The 16,542-nt window shown below is 44.2% G+C and carries 17 protein-coding genes; 11 read left to right on the top strand and 6 right to left on the bottom strand.

What is annotated here, in order from left to right:
- Nucleotides 1-140: DUF4372 domain-containing protein (locus tag BLS65_RS19020; protein WP_125869715.1), on the bottom strand; the 140-nt coding region annotated here is incomplete at its 3' end.
- Between the two features lie 113 nt (nucleotides 141-253).
- Here BLS65_RS19020 and pnuC point away from each other — a divergent pair.
- Both pnuC and BLS65_RS08480 read left to right on the top strand, forming a co-directional pair.
- Nucleotides 254-868, top strand: a complete 615-nt coding sequence (gene pnuC, locus BLS65_RS08485; RefSeq protein ID WP_092437928.1) for a nicotinamide riboside transporter PnuC — start codon at nucleotides 254-256, stop codon at nucleotides 866-868.
- The gene (locus BLS65_RS08480) at nucleotides 861-1,865 is read left to right on the top strand and encodes an AAA family ATPase (protein WP_092437926.1); all 1,005 of its coding nucleotides are present in this window, start codon (nucleotides 861-863) and stop codon (nucleotides 1,863-1,865) included. Before pnuC ends, BLS65_RS08480 begins: the two co-directional genes overlap by 8 nt.
- Nucleotides 1,866-2,235: 370 nt before the next feature.
- Here BLS65_RS08480 and BLS65_RS08475 read toward each other — a convergent pair whose 3' ends face one another.
- Together BLS65_RS08475 and BLS65_RS08470 are read right to left on the bottom strand one after the other, a co-directional pair.
- Nucleotides 2,236-2,724: a hypothetical protein gene (locus tag BLS65_RS08475; RefSeq protein ID WP_092437924.1), complete on the bottom strand. Its 489-nt coding sequence runs from the start codon at nucleotides 2,722-2,724 to the stop codon at nucleotides 2,236-2,238.
- Nucleotides 2,725-2,763: 39 nt separating this feature from the next.
- Nucleotides 2,764-4,302: a YifB family Mg chelatase-like AAA ATPase gene (locus tag BLS65_RS08470; protein WP_092437922.1), complete on the bottom strand. Its 1,539-nt coding sequence runs from the start codon at nucleotides 4,300-4,302 to the stop codon at nucleotides 2,764-2,766.
- 268 nt (nucleotides 4,303-4,570) lie between these two features.
- Here BLS65_RS08470 and BLS65_RS08465 point away from each other — a divergent pair, with 268 nt between their 5' ends.
- Nucleotides 4,571-5,827: a nucleoside permease gene (locus BLS65_RS08465; protein WP_092437920.1), complete on the top strand. Its 1,257-nt coding sequence runs from the start codon at nucleotides 4,571-4,573 to the stop codon at nucleotides 5,825-5,827.
- Between the two features lie 217 nt (nucleotides 5,828-6,044).
- Here BLS65_RS08465 and lpcA read toward each other — a convergent pair whose 3' ends face one another.
- Nucleotides 6,045-6,635, bottom strand: coding sequence for a D-sedoheptulose 7-phosphate isomerase (lpcA, locus tag BLS65_RS08460; protein ID WP_244500679.1), 591 nt, complete (start codon nucleotides 6,633-6,635; stop codon nucleotides 6,045-6,047).
- Nucleotides 6,636-6,772: 137 nt separating this feature from the next.
- Between lpcA and BLS65_RS08455 the strand changes: the two genes are divergently transcribed.
- The 5 genes from BLS65_RS08455 to BLS65_RS08435 all read left to right on the top strand — a co-directional run bounded on the left by BLS65_RS08455 (nucleotide 6,773) and on the right by BLS65_RS08435 (nucleotide 11,953).
- Nucleotides 6,773-7,057 carry a hypothetical protein gene (locus BLS65_RS08455; RefSeq protein WP_092437918.1) on the top strand — a complete coding sequence of 95 codons (285 nt, stop codon included), beginning with the start codon at nucleotides 6,773-6,775 and terminating at the stop codon, nucleotides 7,055-7,057.
- Nucleotides 7,058-7,067: 10 nt separating this feature from the next.
- Nucleotides 7,068-8,903, top strand: coding sequence for a DNA mismatch repair endonuclease MutL (gene mutL / locus BLS65_RS08450; protein ID WP_092437916.1), 1,836 nt, complete (start codon nucleotides 7,068-7,070; stop codon nucleotides 8,901-8,903).
- A 219-nt stretch (nucleotides 8,904-9,122) separates the two neighbouring features.
- Entirely contained in the window at nucleotides 9,123-9,941 is an 819-nt protein-coding gene (locus BLS65_RS08445; protein WP_092437914.1) for a rhomboid family intramembrane serine protease, read from the top strand.
- 1 nt (nucleotide 9,942) lies between these two features.
- Nucleotides 9,943-10,824: a rhomboid family intramembrane serine protease gene (locus BLS65_RS08440; protein ID WP_092437912.1), complete on the top strand. Its 882-nt coding sequence runs from the start codon at nucleotides 9,943-9,945 to the stop codon at nucleotides 10,822-10,824.
- A 1-nt stretch (nucleotide 10,825) separates the two neighbouring features.
- Complete coding sequence (locus BLS65_RS08435) at nucleotides 10,826-11,953, top strand: endonuclease/exonuclease/phosphatase family protein (RefSeq protein WP_092437910.1); 1,128 nt, start codon at nucleotides 10,826-10,828, stop codon at nucleotides 11,951-11,953.
- Nucleotides 11,954-12,098: 145 nt separating this feature from the next.
- Here BLS65_RS08435 and BLS65_RS08430 read toward each other — a convergent pair whose 3' ends face one another.
- Nucleotides 12,099-12,881 carry a peptidase associated/transthyretin-like domain-containing protein gene (locus BLS65_RS08430; RefSeq protein ID WP_092437908.1) on the bottom strand — a complete coding sequence of 261 codons (783 nt, stop codon included), beginning with the start codon at nucleotides 12,879-12,881 and terminating at the stop codon, nucleotides 12,099-12,101.
- A gap of 295 nt (nucleotides 12,882-13,176) precedes the next feature.
- Between BLS65_RS08430 and BLS65_RS08425 the strand changes: the two genes are divergently transcribed.
- From BLS65_RS08425 to BLS65_RS08415, 3 genes are read left to right on the top strand one after another with little or no spacing between them, the layout of a single operon-like run.
- The gene (locus BLS65_RS08425; protein ID WP_092437906.1) at nucleotides 13,177-13,992 is read left to right on the top strand and encodes a 2,3,4,5-tetrahydropyridine-2,6-dicarboxylate N-succinyltransferase; all 816 of its coding nucleotides are present in this window, start codon (nucleotides 13,177-13,179) and stop codon (nucleotides 13,990-13,992) included.
- A gap of 37 nt (nucleotides 13,993-14,029) precedes the next feature.
- Entirely contained in the window at nucleotides 14,030-15,007 is a 978-nt protein-coding gene (locus BLS65_RS08420; protein ID WP_092437904.1) for a glycosyltransferase family 9 protein, read from the top strand.
- Between the two features lie 2 nt (nucleotides 15,008-15,009).
- On the top strand, nucleotides 15,010-15,591 hold the full coding sequence (locus BLS65_RS08415) for an L-threonylcarbamoyladenylate synthase (protein WP_092437902.1): 582 nt from the start codon (nucleotides 15,010-15,012) through the stop codon (nucleotides 15,589-15,591).
- A 98-nt stretch (nucleotides 15,592-15,689) separates the two neighbouring features.
- Here BLS65_RS08415 and BLS65_RS08410 read toward each other — a convergent pair whose 3' ends face one another.
- Nucleotides 15,690-16,511: a head GIN domain-containing protein gene (locus tag BLS65_RS08410; RefSeq protein ID WP_092437899.1), complete on the bottom strand. Its 822-nt coding sequence runs from the start codon at nucleotides 16,509-16,511 to the stop codon at nucleotides 15,690-15,692.
- Nucleotides 16,512-16,542: the final 31 nt, after the last annotated feature.

Raw genomic sequence — 16,542 nt, 5'->3', positions numbered from 1 at the left:
GGTTTTGCCTTAAACGTCTTATAGTAATGGTCTGCACCATGCTTTTTCACCAAGCTGCTGACATTAATGGCATCGATTAAGTTGATGGCTTGTTTGAAAATCGGCTGTCCGACTAATTTTATTTCTGTATTTTTGCCCATGTTGTGTTTTTTTTCGCAAAACAAATCTACAACATCGGGGTGAAACCTTCGGGGAGTAGCCCCTTATTTTTATTCAACTAACGTTTCAACTGGAATCTTTTTGTCGGACAGTAGTGATAGAAAATATTGCTTTTGAAATTTTAAGTTATCCAATAAGCTATGTAGAGTTAATAGGAACATTGTTTGGCTTGATTTCCGTATACTTTGCAACACGAGCAAACATCCTCACTTGGGCAACAGGAATTGTGAATGAAGGTTTTCTCTTCATCTTGTTTTTTCAGGTTCAGCTCTATGCTGATATGTTTCTGCAAGTTTATTTTTTTGCTGTCACGCTTTACGGTTGGTATCAGTGGAACGCTAAGACATCTGAAAACAAAATTTTCGAAACAAGTTTTAAAAACAAAATTTTCCTTGCAGCGATTATTCTGCTAGGAACATTGCTTTCTGGTATTTTCTTCACCAACATTCATTTGTATTTGCCAACTTATTTCAAAATACAAGCGGCTTATCCTTTCACCGATTCTTTTGTGATGGTTACAAGTATTGTTGCCACAATACTACTTGCAAAAAAAAGAGTTGAGAATTGGTATTTATGGATTGCGGTTGATTTGGTTTGTATAGTATTGTATTTCAAAAAAGGCATTTACTTTCTCTCTCTAGAATATTTTATTTTTCTATGGTTTGCATCTTACGGACTTTATCATTGGAGAAAAATGAGCTATGATTAAGGCATTTGTATTTGGGAAATTTTTACCTTTTCATAAAGGACATGAGGCGATGTTTAATTTCGCTTTAAGTAAGTGCAATCATCTTACGGTTTTAATTTGTTCCAGCGACAAGGAGAATATCTCGAGCACAACAAGGAAAAGATGGATTGAAAAAGCATTTGAGGAAAAGAAAAACGTTGAAATAAGAACCTTTAGTTATCTGGAAAGCGAATTACCAAACACTTCAGAATCTTCAAAAGAAGTTTCTGAAGTATGGGCAGCCATTTTCAAAAAACAGTTCCCCGATTATTCACTTGTTATAACATCGGAAGAATACGGCAACTTTGTTGCCGACTTTATGAATATCCAGCACATAGCTTTTGATATTCCTAAAAAACTTTTTCCTGTTTCGGCTACAGCTGTACGTAATGATGTATTTGCTAATTGGAAATTTTTACCTGATAGTGTTAAACCCTACTTTGCAATTAAGGTTGTGATATTAGGAACCGAGTCCACTGGCAAAACAACCTTATCAGAAAACCTTTCAAAGCACTTCAATTGCAGTTTGGTATTAGAAGCAGGTAGAGAAATTATTACCAACTCCAACTCTTTTAGTTTTGACGACTTGCACGTTGTGGCAAGAGTACATGCAACCAGAATTGAACAAGGAGTATTAGGCAATAGCCCTCTTGCAATTATTGACACGGATGTTCATACAACAAAATCCTATTCAAGATTCATCTTCGAAAAAGAACTTGAAATAGATGCAGACATCTACAACTCCAATGAAGCAAACCTATATATTTACCTTACTAGTGATGCGAAATACATACAAGATGGAACAAGATTGAGCGAAGCAGAAAGAAATTTACTAGACCTCTCCCATCGACAAGTTTTGACAGATCATAACATTGATATTGTAGAGATAAGTGGCAATTGGAACAAACGATTTGAAATAGCAGTTGAACAAATTAACCAACTAATTGCAAGAAATGGGAAGAACTACAAGAAGCAATAATTCATTGATAGGTTGGCGTATAGCTAGCAAAGTAGAAACGCATTCCCTTTTCGATAGTATAATCAAGCAATAAGGAGGCCTCTCAGCCTCCATTTTTTAGATCCACTGTGCTGATAATTTAGAAAGACCTAATACCACTCCTTAAACTGTGCGCATAGCGCCAATAAAGTTGCGCCATTACAAAAAAACGCCTACCATTGATCGTATCTATTACTACCCTACGGTATCATACCAAGCAGACTTATACTCATCGCACCTATTTCTGAAAAGACAGGAGCAGCATGCCATATTAGCAATGGAGTCCGCAAAGAGAAATCTATGTGCCAACTTTATTTCATGGTAGTTTCTAGTTCCGATCGATGCGAAGAGACTATGGTGTATCCGATTTAAGTGTAATCGTAACCATTGGAAAGCTGTTCATGCCGCCCTTTTGAAACAAAATACCCGATATAATACCGTCGTCCATATTAAACGATAGATGGATATCCTTGCTATCTATAGTGTCAACGGCAAAAACAGACCCTTTCAATGTGCCCGTGATGACGAAATCCGTTCCCAGGTGTAGCTTCTTAAAAAGCCAATTTCGGTTCTTATGAATGGAGCAGGCTTCAAAAGAGGCGTCACCCATATTTCCAGAGACTTGACCATTTGCGGAGATATTCAAGGTTAAGTTAATCGAGTCGGGGGCCGTTTTGAATTGATATTTACCATCAACCAAAAACCTTACGGTGACACGTTGGTTGGCACTCCAGCTACCAACGATGGATTCGGGTGGTGCCCAATCCATGGCCGATTCTATAAAGATTGAACCAACAAGAAAAACAAACACTACTCCAAACGCTAAAAGAATCCGTCTCATTCCATTATTAATAAAGGTATCCGGAAAACACACAAATTCCTATCCTGCCCAATTATCCCTATCCAAACTGCGGTATTGAATGGCCTCAGCAACATGAGCCGACTGAATATTCTCGCACTGCTCCAAATCGGCAATAGTACGAGCCACCTTTAAAATGCGGTCGTAGGCACGAGCCGACAACCCTAGTCGAGCCATAGCATTTTTGAGCAAAGCAGAGCCTGCCTCATCGAGGGTGCAATACTTCCTTAGCATCTTAGTGCTGATTAGCGCGTTGCAATGAACGCCCACATGGGCGGCATAGCGCTGAACCTGAACGTCCCTTGCCCTCACCACCCGTTCACGGATTTGGCTGCTGGATTCAGAAATCCTTGCCTCATATAGCTTATCGAACGGCACTGGCACCACCTCAATATGGATGTCGATGCGGTCGAGAAGTGGACCGGAGATCTTGTTCAGGTATTTTTGCACCACACCCGGCGAGCATACACACTGTTTTTCAGGATGGTTGTAATATCCGCATGGGCAAGGATTCATGGAGGCCACCAGCATAAAGTTGGCAGGATACTCAACGCTAAACTTAGCCCTTGAAATGGTAATCATTCTATCTTCGAGCGGTTGACGCAGCACCTCCAGCGCGGTGCGCTTAAACTCCGGAAGCTCATCAAGAAACAACACGCCATTATGAGCAAGCGAGATTTCGCCTGGCTGAGGATAGGTACCTCCACCCACCAGGGCCACATCCGAAATGGTGTGGTGAGGAGATCGGTAGGGCCGCTTTGTCATTAGCGATGTGCCGCTATCTATCTTTCCTGCCACAGAGTGAATCTTAGTGGTCTCCAACGCCTCGTCGAGGGTAAGTGGAGGAATAATGGTAGGGAGACGTTTGGCAAGCATAGTTTTTCCGGCACCGGGAGGTCCAATCATGATAATATTATGTCCGCCTGCCGCGGCAATTTCGAGGGCGCGCTTAACATTCTCCTGCCCCTTTACATCCGAAAAATCAACATCGTAGCTATTGGCATTTACGGCAAACTCCGCCACCGTATCCACAACCGTTGGTACAATGGTTAGCTTATCGCTCAAGAAATCGCACACCTGCCGAATATCCTCCACACCAATTACTTCAATACCTTTAACCACGGCGGCTTCGCGCGCATTGGCCATAGGTAGAATCAGTCCTTTAAAACCATCATCGCGCGCATTGATAGCAATGGGCAATACACCTTTTATAGCGTGAATACCTCCATCGAGCGACAGTTCGCCCATAATAACATACTTATCGAGATGAGAAGCAGAAACCTGCTCCGTGGCCGCGAGAATTCCAATGGCCAAGGGCAAGTCGTAGGCGGACCCCTCCTTGCGTATATCCGCAGGTGCCATATTTATAACAATTCGTTTGCCGGGCCAGTGATATCCACAGGTTTGAATAGCAGACACCATCCTTTGCTGGCTCTCTTTAACAGCAGCATCGGCAAGTCCAACAATAAAAAAGTTTATTCCTTGCCCCACATTTACTTCAATGGTTATGGTTGCCGCCTTTATCCCATATACCGCACTCCCAAAAGTTTTAACCAACATAGCGTTGTAGATTTGTGAATACACCACACAAGTAATTTAAAACAATTTAAGACTTATAAGTGAATAAATTTCGGACATAACCGAATAAAAAGCAAGCCTTTCAACTTTTTTGTTTGCAGAAAGTGATTTCATACTGCTTGAACAGCGCAGCCAATCAATGATTTATTAGAAATCGATTGCGAAAGCTTGGGCGACTCATTATTCTTACTATTTTTAGACCCCCTAATTCACTCGAAAAAAGAGAAATCTAACAGCAAAAAAAAATTATATGGGTATTAAAGGACGTCTAACCGCAATGAACTTCCTACAGTTTTTTGTTTGGGGTTCATGGTTAATAACAATTGGAAACTATTGGTTTAACACCAAGGAGTGGTCAGGTTCCGAATTTGGAATCATCTTTTCAACAATGGGAATCGCATCGCTATTTATGCCTGCAATCGCAGGAATAATTGCTGATCGGTTTCTTAATGCAGAAAAACTATACGGAATACTGCACTTACTTAGTGGCATTACGCTGTTTTTTCTTCCACAGGTAAACGATCCTTCCACCTTCTTCTGGGTAATGCTCGTATCCATGTGCTTTTACATGCCCACCATTGCACTTGCAAACTCTATTGCCTACACTGCACTGAAGAGCAACCGTTACGACGTTGTTAAGGACTTTCCGCCTATTCGCGTTTTTGGAACTATTGGGTTTATTGTAGCCATGTGGGTGGTAAATCTTACAGGCAATAAAAGTTCTGAGAACCAATTTTACATCGCTGCGGCAGTATCGATGTTCCTTGGCGTTTACTCCTTCTCGCTACCCAAATGCCCCTCATTTGGAGCCAAAAAGATTGATACTACACTGGCACAACGCTTTGGTTTAGATGCGTTCAAACTATTCAAGGACAAAAAGATGGCACTTTTCTTCGTGTTTTCTATGTTTTTGGGCGCTGCACTCCAACTTACCAATGCATACGGTGACGTTTTTCTAGGCGATTTCAAACTCATTCCGGAATACGCCAACTCCTTTGTGGTGAAGTACTCCACCATTATCATGTCAATTTCTCAAATATCCGAGACCTTGTTCATCCTTGCCATACCTTTCTTCCTTAAACGTTTCGGAATAAAGAAGGTAATGCTCATAAGCATGGTTGCTTGGGTTCTTCGCTTCGGACTGTTCGCTTATGGAGATCCAGTTGATGGCCTTTGGATGATTATTTTGTCGTGTATTGTTTACGGTATGGCGTTCGACTTCTTCAACATCTCCGGTTCGCTATTTGTAGAAACCTCCACTGATCCATCCATACGCTCGAGCGCACAAGGATTGTTCATGATGATGACCAACGGCTTTGGTGCCATTTTTGGCAGTTTAGTAAGCGGTTACCTAATCAAGGTTTTTTACACCTCTGCCGAAAACGTTAAAGACTGGCACTCCATTTGGTTGCTGTTTGCAATATACTCTGCAATAATTGCAATATTCTTTGCCATACTCTTTAAGCATAAGCACAACCCCAAAGAGATAGAAAACATACAACACTAAACAGTTACTGAACAAAAGCCCTACTCTTAAGGGAGTGGGGCTTTTTTATTGAGGGGAATCGGGCCAAACAAAGATACAGATTGACAAACCAAAATTAGCAAATAGCCGGTCTCCTATTTACTTTTCCACACTAGCAACTTTCCGTTTGCTCCTTAGAAAAGGAATGTCTTTAAGATAACCTTCCGAAAAGAAACGATGATTAAACACCATCGGTAGGTCATTTAGACAAATTAAGTTTCAGTTCAATAAGATGGATAAGCGAGTGAATAATCTTAATATGAACCTCCTGCACGCGATCGGCAAACCCGAAAAATGGAACGCGGATCTCCACGTCGCAAAGGTCGGCGAGCAGTCCACCATTTTTCCCGGTAAGGGCAACGATCTTCATTCCCTGTTCGCGAGCAGCCTTACAGGCTTCAACCACATTGCCCGAATTTCCACTCGTGCTAATGGCAAAGAGCACGTCACCGCGCCGGCCAAGGCCTTCGATAAAACGGGAAAATACCTTCTCATAGCCAAAATCATTGGCAGAGCAGGTAATGTGCGAAGGATCGCTAATGGCAATGGCTGGAAGAGCACGCCTATCTCCACGAAAACGACCGGAAAGTTCTTCGGCAAAGTGCATCGCATCGCTCATGGAGCCACCATTTCCACAGGAAATCAGCTTATGTCCCAGCTCAATTGCCTCCACCATTAAATTTCCTGCCTTCTCAATCGACTCCCAACTTTGGGACTCGGACATAAATAGATCGAGTACATCTCTCGCTTCCTGAAAGTTCTGCCGAACTTGTAACATTGGATCGTTCATAATTCAAAATTTGGATCGAATCTACAAAAATTTCTTATCCCACAGGCAACTCTCCAAGTAGAAACGCCGCCAGCAAAATTTAGTTGTGCACCATCGAGTAAAATGCCTAACTTTGTGCAAAGATAAAGCAAAAGACGATGGCATTTCGAGGATTGATTAAACTTCCTTCACATAAGCAATTTGGCTATGTGCCCCGCTATTACGATAAGGAAAAGGAAGAAAAGGAAGAGCAGCGCAAGAAGCGAGCCCTTGAGTTAGGTATTGAAGACAGAAATTCGGACCATAAACCAGGTACAAACATACGCCTAGGTGCAATGAGGGGCCATTACCGTCAGAAAGAGACTGGAAAAAGGACTTCCACTATCAGAGTAGTAATAATTATTTTTCTGCTACTGTTGGTAGCATATTACCTTCTCAGCTAAAAAACAGTCGATGCCAGATATCATAAGGCTTCTGCCCGACTCTGTGGCCAACCAGATTGCCGCAGGGGAAGTAATTCAACGCCCCGCCTCGGCCATCAAAGAGCTCGTGGAGAATGGGGTTGATGCAGGTGCCACCAGCATCACCGTTGTTGTTAAGGACGGAGGCAAAGAGTTAATACAGGTTATCGATAATGGTTCGGGGATGTCGGCTACTGATGCGCGCATGGCCTTTGAACGTCATGCTACCTCAAAAATCAGGGAGGCCAACGATCTATTTGCCATACACACCCTCGGTTTTAGAGGTGAGGCCTTGGCTTCCGTGGCTTCCGTGGCCGAGGTAGAACTCCGAACCCGCACGCACAACGAGGAGGTGGGCAATCTTATCCGTATCAGCGGCTCCAACATTACCGCCCAAGAACCCATCAGCTGCCCGGCTGGCTCTAATTTCATCATTAAAAACCTATTTTTCAACATCCCTGCACGGCGTAAATTTCTGAAGTCGAGTGCCGTTGAGTTGAAACATGTGGTAACCGAATTCGAACGCGTAGCGCTGGTATACCCTGCGGTAGAGTTCGCACTTTTCCACAATGAGACCCAACTCTTTTCCCTACCCGCAGGAAACCTTCGGCAACGTATTTCCGGCCTCTTTGGAAAGCCATTCAATACACAAATCATCGACATAAAGACCGACACCTCCATCGTGAATATATCGGGATTTATCGGAAAGCCTGAAAACTCAAAGAAAACAGCCGGCGATCAATATTTCTTTGTAAACGGTCGTTACTTCCGCAGCCCATACTTCCACAAGGCGGTGATGAGCGCCTACGACCAGCTGCTGATGCCCGAAGCGGTTCCCTCCTACTTCATCTATTTTGAGAGCGATCCGGCGGCCATCGACGTAAATATTCACCCTACCAAAACGGAAATCAAGTTTGAGGACGAGCGCGCCATTTGGCAAATTGTGCAAGCCACCGTACGCGAATCGTTGGGGAAATTTGCGGTAAGACCCTCCATCGATTTTAACACAGAACCTTCACTGGAGATGCCCATCCATAGACCAGGCATGAGTTTCAAACTCCCCCAAGTCGATATCGACCCCAACTTTAACCCTTTCGATACACGACCACAATCCGACGGAGGAAGTTTCCGGCCATCCTACCAATCGTATAGGAAAGAGGATGTACCGCAGGGATGGGAGGCACTTTATCAGGGTGCTGTAGATCGAAACATGGAGGAGCAATCGCGATTCAATCAACAAGAGACACTTTTCGAAAAGCCTAGTCTTGAAAAAAGTTTCTTTCAGGTTAAGGGCCGCTATATCCTCACCACCGTAAAATCGGGGTTGATGGTAATCGATCAAAAGCGAGCTCACGAACGCATTCTCTACGAATATTACCTCAGAAGCCTAAATACAGGACAAAAGGTTTCCCAAAAAGAACTCTTTCCTCAAGCCATCCAACTTATTCCATCGGATCACCTACTGCTCATGCAGAACGAGCACGAGTTAACACAAATTGGTTTTGAGATAAACGATTTAGGCAACCATTGCGTAGCCATAAGCGCAAAACCGGGCGATTTGGCCGAGGCCAATACCCAAGACTTAGTGGAACGATTGTTGGAAGGGCTAAAGGAAAACAGAGGCGCCCTTTTGGGCAGCAAAGCTGAAATTTTGGCTACATCACTGGCTAAGGCTGCCGCTGCCCGTTATGGACAACAACTCAATGGTGAAGAGATGCAGCACATAATGGACAAACTTTTTGCATGTAGCCAGCCCGGACTCAGCCCCGATGGCAAGCAAACCGTTTTCATACTTACGATGGACGATCTAGAGAAACGTTTCAAGTAAACTTGGTAACTATTCCTCCTTCGAATTCTAGTTTAGCCTAACGCAAATTCTAAAGATGGCAAACAACAGACTTCTAGGCTTGGAAGGTTGAATTATTGGAAGTAATTTCGCCTCCTAGATTCATTTCGTAAAAAGAATAAGCCACAGTGCGCTGACAAAAAATAGGGTTATTTGTTACTGTGAATAATACGCAAAGTTGATCACTCATAAAACTAGGCAATGAACGGATTAAGCAGAGGAATAAATTCAACACCTCCGGTGCTCAAGAATATTATTATCATTAATATTCTCCTCTTTTTAGCCACCGAGGTACTGACGAAGTTTGGGGTAAACCTAACCCAATATTTAGCGCTGTACTACCCCGGATCGGAATATTTCCGTCCACACCAACTCATCACCCACATGTTTATGCATGCCGGATGGGCTCACCTATTCTTCAACATGTTTGGTCTATGGATGTTTGGAAAAATACTTGAGCAGGTATGGGGCAGCAAGCGGTTTATGATATACTTTTTTGCCACAGGGCTTGGAGCTGCAGCGCTCCACTTGCTGGTAAACTACTTTATGATTTCGCATGCTATGGGAGAATATAAGGCCATGCTAAATACCCTTAGCCCCGAAACTTTCGATGCTTTCATACGGAGTAACTTCTCGGAATACTACGGTGCACTTAACCAAGAGTTAACCGACAAATGGTATAGCAATCCGGGTAGCGCGCAGCTGGCCGCCGATGCTCAAGGAGTAGCAAAACTACTAATGGATCGGATGATCAACATACCTACCGTCGGTGCATCGGGTGCTGTATTTGGTGTGCTGCTTGGCTTTGGAATGCTTTTCCCAAATACCGAGATAATGCTCCTTTTCCCCCCAATCCCCATGAAGGCAAAATACTTTGTGATGGGATACGGTGCCATTGAACTATACCTGGGAATTTCTCAACCGGGAAGCAACGTAGCCCACTTTGCCCACTTAGGTGGTATGATATTTGGATTTCTCTTGATAAAATACTGGAATAAGAAAACAACCACATTCTATTAGTATGAGCATAGGGCAGGAAATAAAACAATCTTTCAAGCAGGGAAGCCTTCACACCAAACTTATCTACGTTAACATAGGCGTATTTTTGGCGGTGAGCATCGTGAATGTAATCATGCTTATAAGCGGAAACAGAGATTATTTCTCCTTGCTCGAGTGGCTTCAGGTGCCCTCTTACCTTCCGCACCTGATTAGCACACCGTGGACCTTGGTAACCTACATGTTTACCCACGAGAACTTGTTCCACATCCTGTTCAACCTGTTGGCGCTATACTGGTTTGGCCAGATATTCTTGCGCTTTTTTACGCAAAAGCAGCTTCTCTCCACCTACCTCTGGGGTGGGTTGGCAGGAGGTATTCTCTTTGTATTGGCCTTCAATGCCATACCGCTGTTTGTGGAGATGAAATATTTATCAGTGATGATTGGGGCCTCCGCTTCAATTATGGCCATTACCTTTGCGGCTGCTACCTACGCCCCAAATCACACCATTTATCTTCTCTTCTTTGGAGAAGTTCGGCTTAAGTATATTGCACTGGTTTACCTGATCATCGATTTAATAAGCATTGCAGGAACAAATGCCGGAGGACATATTGCTCACCTAGGCGGAGCACTGGCAGGATACCTTATTGCACTTAAACTAAAGCAGAACAGCACCACCAACCTAGGACTGGGTTGGGTAGAGGGAATTTTCAACGTTTTTTCTTCGGAACGAAATAAGATGAAGGTAGTGCACAAGCGCAACATGTCCGATATGGAGTACAATGCCACTAAGGTAAAACGCGAGAGTAACATCAATGATATTCTCGATAAAATAAACAAAACAGGCTACGAATCGCTCACCAAAGAAGAGCGCGAAGAGTTATTCAAATTGGGTAATAAAAACTAGGGTGAGAAATTTCTTAAAGGGATTAGTCGTTTATTCGGGAACCATTATTGCAATTGCACTGGTAATGTCCTTTCTTGCCACACTAGTAAGTCCGGCTACCTTTTGGCCCCTTGCCTACTTTGGACTTGCCTTTCCCGTTTTACTCCTAATGAATCTTGTCGTTTTCGTTTTGCTTATTATACATAAAAAGAAAACGGTTATCATTCCCCTTATTGCCTTTATCATTTGTATTGAACCGGCCTCCAACTTCTTTCAGTTCAGGATACAAGCCCCTAAAAACAAGTTTGAGCATCGTGATGTTAAAATACTCACCTACAACGTTCACCTATTCAACCTGATAAACTGGAACGACACCCCCAACAAGTTGGAAGACGTGGTAAGGTTTATCAACTCTCAAAAACCAGATATCGTTTGTCTTCAGGAGTTCTGCCTCACCTCATCCCCCGAAGTTCAAAAGAAGATAAAAAAACTTTATGCCAACTACCCCTACAGGCATATTGAATACAGCATGACCTCTAAGAAATACAACTTCGGGATTGCTACTTTAAGCAAATTCCCAATCATAAAAAAAGGGGTTCTGCCATTCGACAAAACGGCAAATGTTTCGATATACAGCGACATAAAAATCGGTAAAGACACGGTAAGACTTTACAACAGTCACCTCCAAAGCACCAGGCTTCGCGAAAAGAACGTCAACCTACTGCTGAATCAGAAGTTTCAAAACTCCGACAAAAAGATGGAAGAGTTGAAGGACTTCAACACTCGGCTATTTGTGGCATACGAAAAAAGAGCCATTCAGGTTAAAATAGTGGCAAAGCACCGAGAAAAATCAAAGTATCCAGTAATCATGGCTGGCGATTATAACGATCCCCCAATCTCCTATAGCTACCGCAAAATGCGCGGAAACCTAACGGATGCGTTCAAGGAAGCAGGGTCGGGATTCGGATCAACCTATGTTGGAATGCTGCGTATTCTACGTATCGATTACATATTCCACGCCCCAGCCATCAAGGCCACCGAATACGCCAGTCCAAGAGTAAACTACAGCGATCACTACCCCGTGGTGGTGAATCTTGCATTCCCCAAAAATTTAAGAGGAGTTGAATTAAAGACCAACACAACAAAATAGAGAGAACAACTATACACCATTTTCAGAATGGTCCTCGCTATCCCGTTCATCCTCATTGCCAATAATATAAACAACAAACCCGAACCGCAAATCAGTTATGTGGCTTAAAAATAGCCACTTGGTCGGAATGGTCCGTTTTTGCCGATTAACACTTATTAAAAACCTTGCACCAGACCTCATACTTCACCTTTACATAAGCAAGAAGATCGTAATCTCGCGCGGTAATAACATACTCGGTATCGGCTTTGAGCCACAAGAGAAACGCACAGGCGTTCATCTCGGAACAATGCACCTCACGCATAATGGTAGCCGGATTCAACTTCTCCTCAGCCAATCGAATACGGCCGGTGGCCGCTAAATGTTCGTTGAGTTTGCGCTTCTGCTGGTGATACCAATCCTCTCCAAATCCGACTCCTGCAGATTTCGGCGTGCCTAAATATAACTCTTGGCTCATAGACGAAAGGTAGGCGCTGAGCCGTTGTGTTTTAGTATCGGGCAGTTTCAGCGCTAAGAAATCGCGCTTAAAGTCAGTATAATCGCGCCACCGCCTAGCCACCACGGCTTCTATTTCGTAAGAAATTGGGGCCAGGTAAAAAGGAACCCTCATGGTATCGGACATCACACCGAGGAAAAGTTGCATCCTCAGATGGGAGTAACCAATGGAGGAGATATACACCGAATCGTTATCGCCAACGCCAATCCGAAACAGTCCGAAGTTATCGGTGGTAGCCCCATAACCTCGGGTAAGGTTAACGATATGGGCAAATGCTATGGGTTCGCCATCCTTTAAGGAAACTACCTTGCCGGTAATAACCCTCACCGAGTCGGACTTGGGGGCCGTGGCACCACTGGCTTCAAAAACTCCAAAACAGAGCAGTAGCAAAAGGAAGGAATACTGTCGCACTTTTTTTATATAAAAGTAGGTCATTAATCATTACATCAGACACCAATCAATACGGCTATAGCTCTCTTTAGTAGGAATTAAGAATAATTAACAGTATAGCGGATAGGCTGGAATTATCTGGACACTGCAGCATTGCATGTCCTCACGATTAATATAAGGTAATACCTACACTCGAAATTCATCGATATTTCTTACGATGCACACCCAGGATCGGCCCACTAACAATACCTATAGTTTGGCGCAGCGGTTCGTCGACAATTAAATCGCTTGAGGCTGTAAGCACTTTCCGTCGAAATAGTACCTTTGTAAAAAAAGAAATATGGAAAAGTTAAGGATGGCCATTGAAGAGGCTTGGAACAACCGAGCACTACTCTCCACTCCCTCAACCCAGCAAACCATTAAAACCGTCATCGAGCTACTCGACAAGGGGGAAGTCCGCGTTGCCGAACCTACCTCCGATGGCTGGAAGGTAAACGAATGGGTAAAGAAAGCGGTAATCCTCTACTTCCCTATTTGCAAAATGGAGACCATTGAGGTGGGTCCATTCGAATTCCACGATAAAATTCCGTTGAAGAAGAATTACGCCGCCTTGGGTGTTCGGGTTGTTCCACACGCTATTGCCCGCCACGGATCGTTTCTGGCAAAAGGCACCATCCTAATGCCCTCTTACGTTAATATTGGAGCCTTTGTGGACGAAGGAACCATGGTGGACACATGGGCCACTGTAGGATCGTGTGCACAAATCGGCAAAGGCGTACACCTCTCTGGAGGAGTGGGCATTGGCGGTGTATTGGAACCCTTACAAGCGGCTCCAGTGATTATCGAGGATGGTTGTTTTATTGGCTCCCGATGCATTGTTGTTGAAGGAGTTAGGATTGGCAAGGAAGCCGTTTTAGGTGCCAATGTGGTACTTACAGCCTCCACCAAAATCATCGATGTTTCGGGTGAAACCCCAATTGAGTATAAAGGTTACGTGCCACCTCGCTGCGTAGTAATACCGGGAACCATTCCCAAAACATTCCCTGCCGGGACCTACCAGGTTCCCTGCGCCCTGATTATTGGTCGCCGCAAGGAGAGCACCGACCTCAAGACATCGCTCAACGATGCTCTCCGGGAGTACGATGTTGCAGTATAGTAAAACTCCACTAAAATATTTGCCACTACACTAGCGCATGAAAAAGATACTCATTATTCAAACAGCCTTTATTGGTGATGTCATTCTGGCCACCCCAGTAATTGAGGCATTGCATAAAACTTTTCCGGATGCGGCCATCCATTTCCTGCTGCGCAAGGGCAACGAAGGACTACTAAAAAATCATCCGTTTGTAAAACAGGTGATTATATGGGATAAGAAGAAAGAGAAGTTGAAAAACCTATTCCGGATTTTACGACAGTTGAGGAGAGAGCATTACGATTTAGCAATAAACCTGCAACGCTTCCTTTCTACGGGCATCTTCACCTCCTTCTGTGGTGCGACTGCCCGTATCGGGTTCAAAAAAAACCCCCTTTCGCTGTTTTTTACTCACCGTATTAAGCACGAAATAGGCACAGGGAAACATGAGTGCGAGCGCAACCTTGAACTGATTGTTCCCGTTGCAGGTGGTGGGTGGGAAAAGCGTCCGGTTCTCTATCCTTCGTCCGAGGATTATGCCGCGGTAGCTTTTCTGAAAAACGAGAGCTACGTTTGCATGGCCCCCACCTCGGTATGGTTTACCAAGCAGTGGCCACCCGAAAAGTGGGTAGAGTTAATCTCATCGCTCCCCAAGGACACCAAGGTTTACCTCACCGGAGGTCCGAGCGATTTCGGCGCATGCGAGGCAATTGCAGCAAAGTTCAGTGGCCAGGTTATCAACGTCGCAGGCAAGTTAAGCTTCCTCGAATCGGCGGCACTCATGGCCGATGCTACCATGAACTACGTGAACGATTCGGCACCGCTCCACATGGCCTCGGCGGTGAACTCACCCACCACAGCCATCTTCTGCTCCACTATTCCTGAGTTTGGATTTGGACCACTTTCGAGCAACAGCAGGATAATAGAAACTACCGAAAATCTGGACTGTCGCCCCTGTGGCCTGCATGGCCACCGCACTTGCCCCAAGGGCCACTTCCGTTGCGCCTACAACATCGATATAAAACAATTCAATTCATAACCATGGAACAAAGAGCCAACTTAGACCAATACATAACAGAGGCCTTAAAGGTGCTACGCGCCGGAGGAATCATCCTATACCCTACCGATACCGTTTGGGGCATTGGTTGCGATGCTGAAAATGCAGAAGCAGTTAAGAAAATATACGACCTCAAAAAACGTGAGGATTCAAAGGGAATGATTATTTTGGTTGACAAGGCTGACCGCATCAACAGCTACGTAAACGAAGTGCCCGAAATTGCATGGTCGCTCATTGATATTACCGACACCCCACTCACGATCATCTACTCGGGTGCTAGAAACCTTCCGACAAACCTTCTACCTCCCGAAAACAGTGTTGGAATTCGCGTGGTTAACCACCAATTTTGCGAACAGCTTATTCGGAAACTCAACCGTCCATTGGTTTCCACTTCCGCCAACACGACCGAAAAACCAAGTCCAATACAGTTCCATAACATCTCCCAAGAAATTATCGACGGGGTCGATTACGTGGTGCCAATGGAGGCCGAAGGAGAACCTACAGGAAAACCCTCTGCCATTATTATGCTGGGAGTGGGTGGCCAGGTAAAGATTGTAAGAGAGTAAAACCATCAACGCCTCCACAAACGATTTATCGATTTCAAAAAACAAAGGCTGTCTCAACCAAATGAGACAGCCCTTCCTATTTAACCCTAATCAACACACTATTTTACAGGTTCAATTTCACCCGAACCAGAAACCTTAGCCGAAAGTTTTGGGCTGCCCTTATACTTAATATCTCCGCTACCCGAAATACCTGCATCCAACGCTCCAGTTGCCCACACAGAGCAATCACCGCTACCGGCAATGCGCACTTTTGCATCAACAGCCTCAACGCCAGCAGCCGAGATAGAACCGGAACCGCTTATAGAACCGCTAAGGGCATTTGTTTTCCCTGCATTCAACTTCACATCACCGCTACCGGCAATGCTTGCCTTAAGGTTTGTAGCCTCAACTGATGAAATTACGATATCACCACTTCCGGCGATGGCGAGCTCCAAGTTTTCAACTTTCAACCCCAACTTTGCATAGAATCCACCGGAGCCGGCAATAGAAAATCCAGTATAGGTTGGTGCCGTAATGTAAATTTTCAAGTTCTCGTTGCTGTTCCAATTGAACCATTTGGTTTTCCACTTTATCTTTAGGGTAGAACCATCAACGGTAGTTTCAATCTCCTTAAGAGCATCGGCAGGTCCCTCGATGGTAAAACTAAAGGCCGAACCCTGCTCTACATATACATCGGCAGGAACCGCTAGCGCAACTTCGGTATAACCAGTTACATCCCGAGTTTCCTTAACAACCGGTCCACCAGTGGATGGAGTGGTAAAAGAGCACGACATCCCTAGTGTGAGTATAACAAATACTCCAAAAATAAATCCTGACTTTTTCATGGCACGAATAATTAGAATAGGTTTCTTATAAACGCCACTGCAATTATTTGCAGAAGAACTTGCCCTAAATACGCCAGTAAGAATTTTCCGCTGCACGATCTGAAGTTTTTTTTCTTCCTTTGCAAAA

Source organism: Williamwhitmania taraxaci (genome assembly GCF_900096565.1).
Taxonomy (GTDB): Bacteria; Bacteroidota; Bacteroidia; order Bacteroidales; family Williamwhitmaniaceae; genus Williamwhitmania; species Williamwhitmania taraxaci.
This window is presented reverse-complemented; position numbering and strand designations above follow the sequence as displayed.

Excerpts from the sequence above, each read along its gene's own strand:
- BLS65_RS08480 (WP_092437926.1), top strand. The coding sequence starts at position 861 with ATGATTAAGGCATTTGTATTTGGGAAATTTTTACCTTTTCATAAAGGA.
- BLS65_RS08475 (WP_092437924.1), bottom strand. The coding sequence starts at position 2,724 with ATGAGACGGATTCTTTTAGCGTTTGGAGTAGTGTTTGTTTTTCTTGTT.
- BLS65_RS08470 (WP_092437922.1), bottom strand. The coding sequence starts at position 4,302 with ATGTTGGTTAAAACTTTTGGGAGTGCGGTATATGGGATAAAGGCGGCA.
- BLS65_RS08465 (WP_092437920.1), top strand. The coding sequence starts at position 4,571 with ATGGGTATTAAAGGACGTCTAACCGCAATGAACTTCCTACAGTTTTTT.
- lpcA (WP_244500679.1), bottom strand. The coding sequence starts at position 6,635 with ATGAACGATCCAATGTTACAAGTTCGGCAGAACTTTCAGGAAGCGAGA.
- BLS65_RS08455 (WP_092437918.1), top strand. The coding sequence starts at position 6,773 with ATGGCATTTCGAGGATTGATTAAACTTCCTTCACATAAGCAATTTGGC.
- mutL (WP_092437916.1), top strand. The coding sequence starts at position 7,068 with ATGCCAGATATCATAAGGCTTCTGCCCGACTCTGTGGCCAACCAGATT.
- BLS65_RS08445 (WP_092437914.1), top strand. The coding sequence starts at position 9,123 with ATGAACGGATTAAGCAGAGGAATAAATTCAACACCTCCGGTGCTCAAG.
- BLS65_RS08440 (WP_092437912.1), top strand. The coding sequence starts at position 9,943 with ATGAGCATAGGGCAGGAAATAAAACAATCTTTCAAGCAGGGAAGCCTT.
- BLS65_RS08430 (WP_092437908.1), bottom strand. The coding sequence starts at position 12,881 with ATGACCTACTTTTATATAAAAAAAGTGCGACAGTATTCCTTCCTTTTG.
- BLS65_RS08425 (WP_092437906.1), top strand. The coding sequence starts at position 13,177 with ATGGAAAAGTTAAGGATGGCCATTGAAGAGGCTTGGAACAACCGAGCA.
- BLS65_RS08420 (WP_092437904.1), top strand. The coding sequence starts at position 14,030 with ATGAAAAAGATACTCATTATTCAAACAGCCTTTATTGGTGATGTCATT.
- BLS65_RS08415 (WP_092437902.1), top strand. The coding sequence starts at position 15,010 with ATGGAACAAAGAGCCAACTTAGACCAATACATAACAGAGGCCTTAAAG.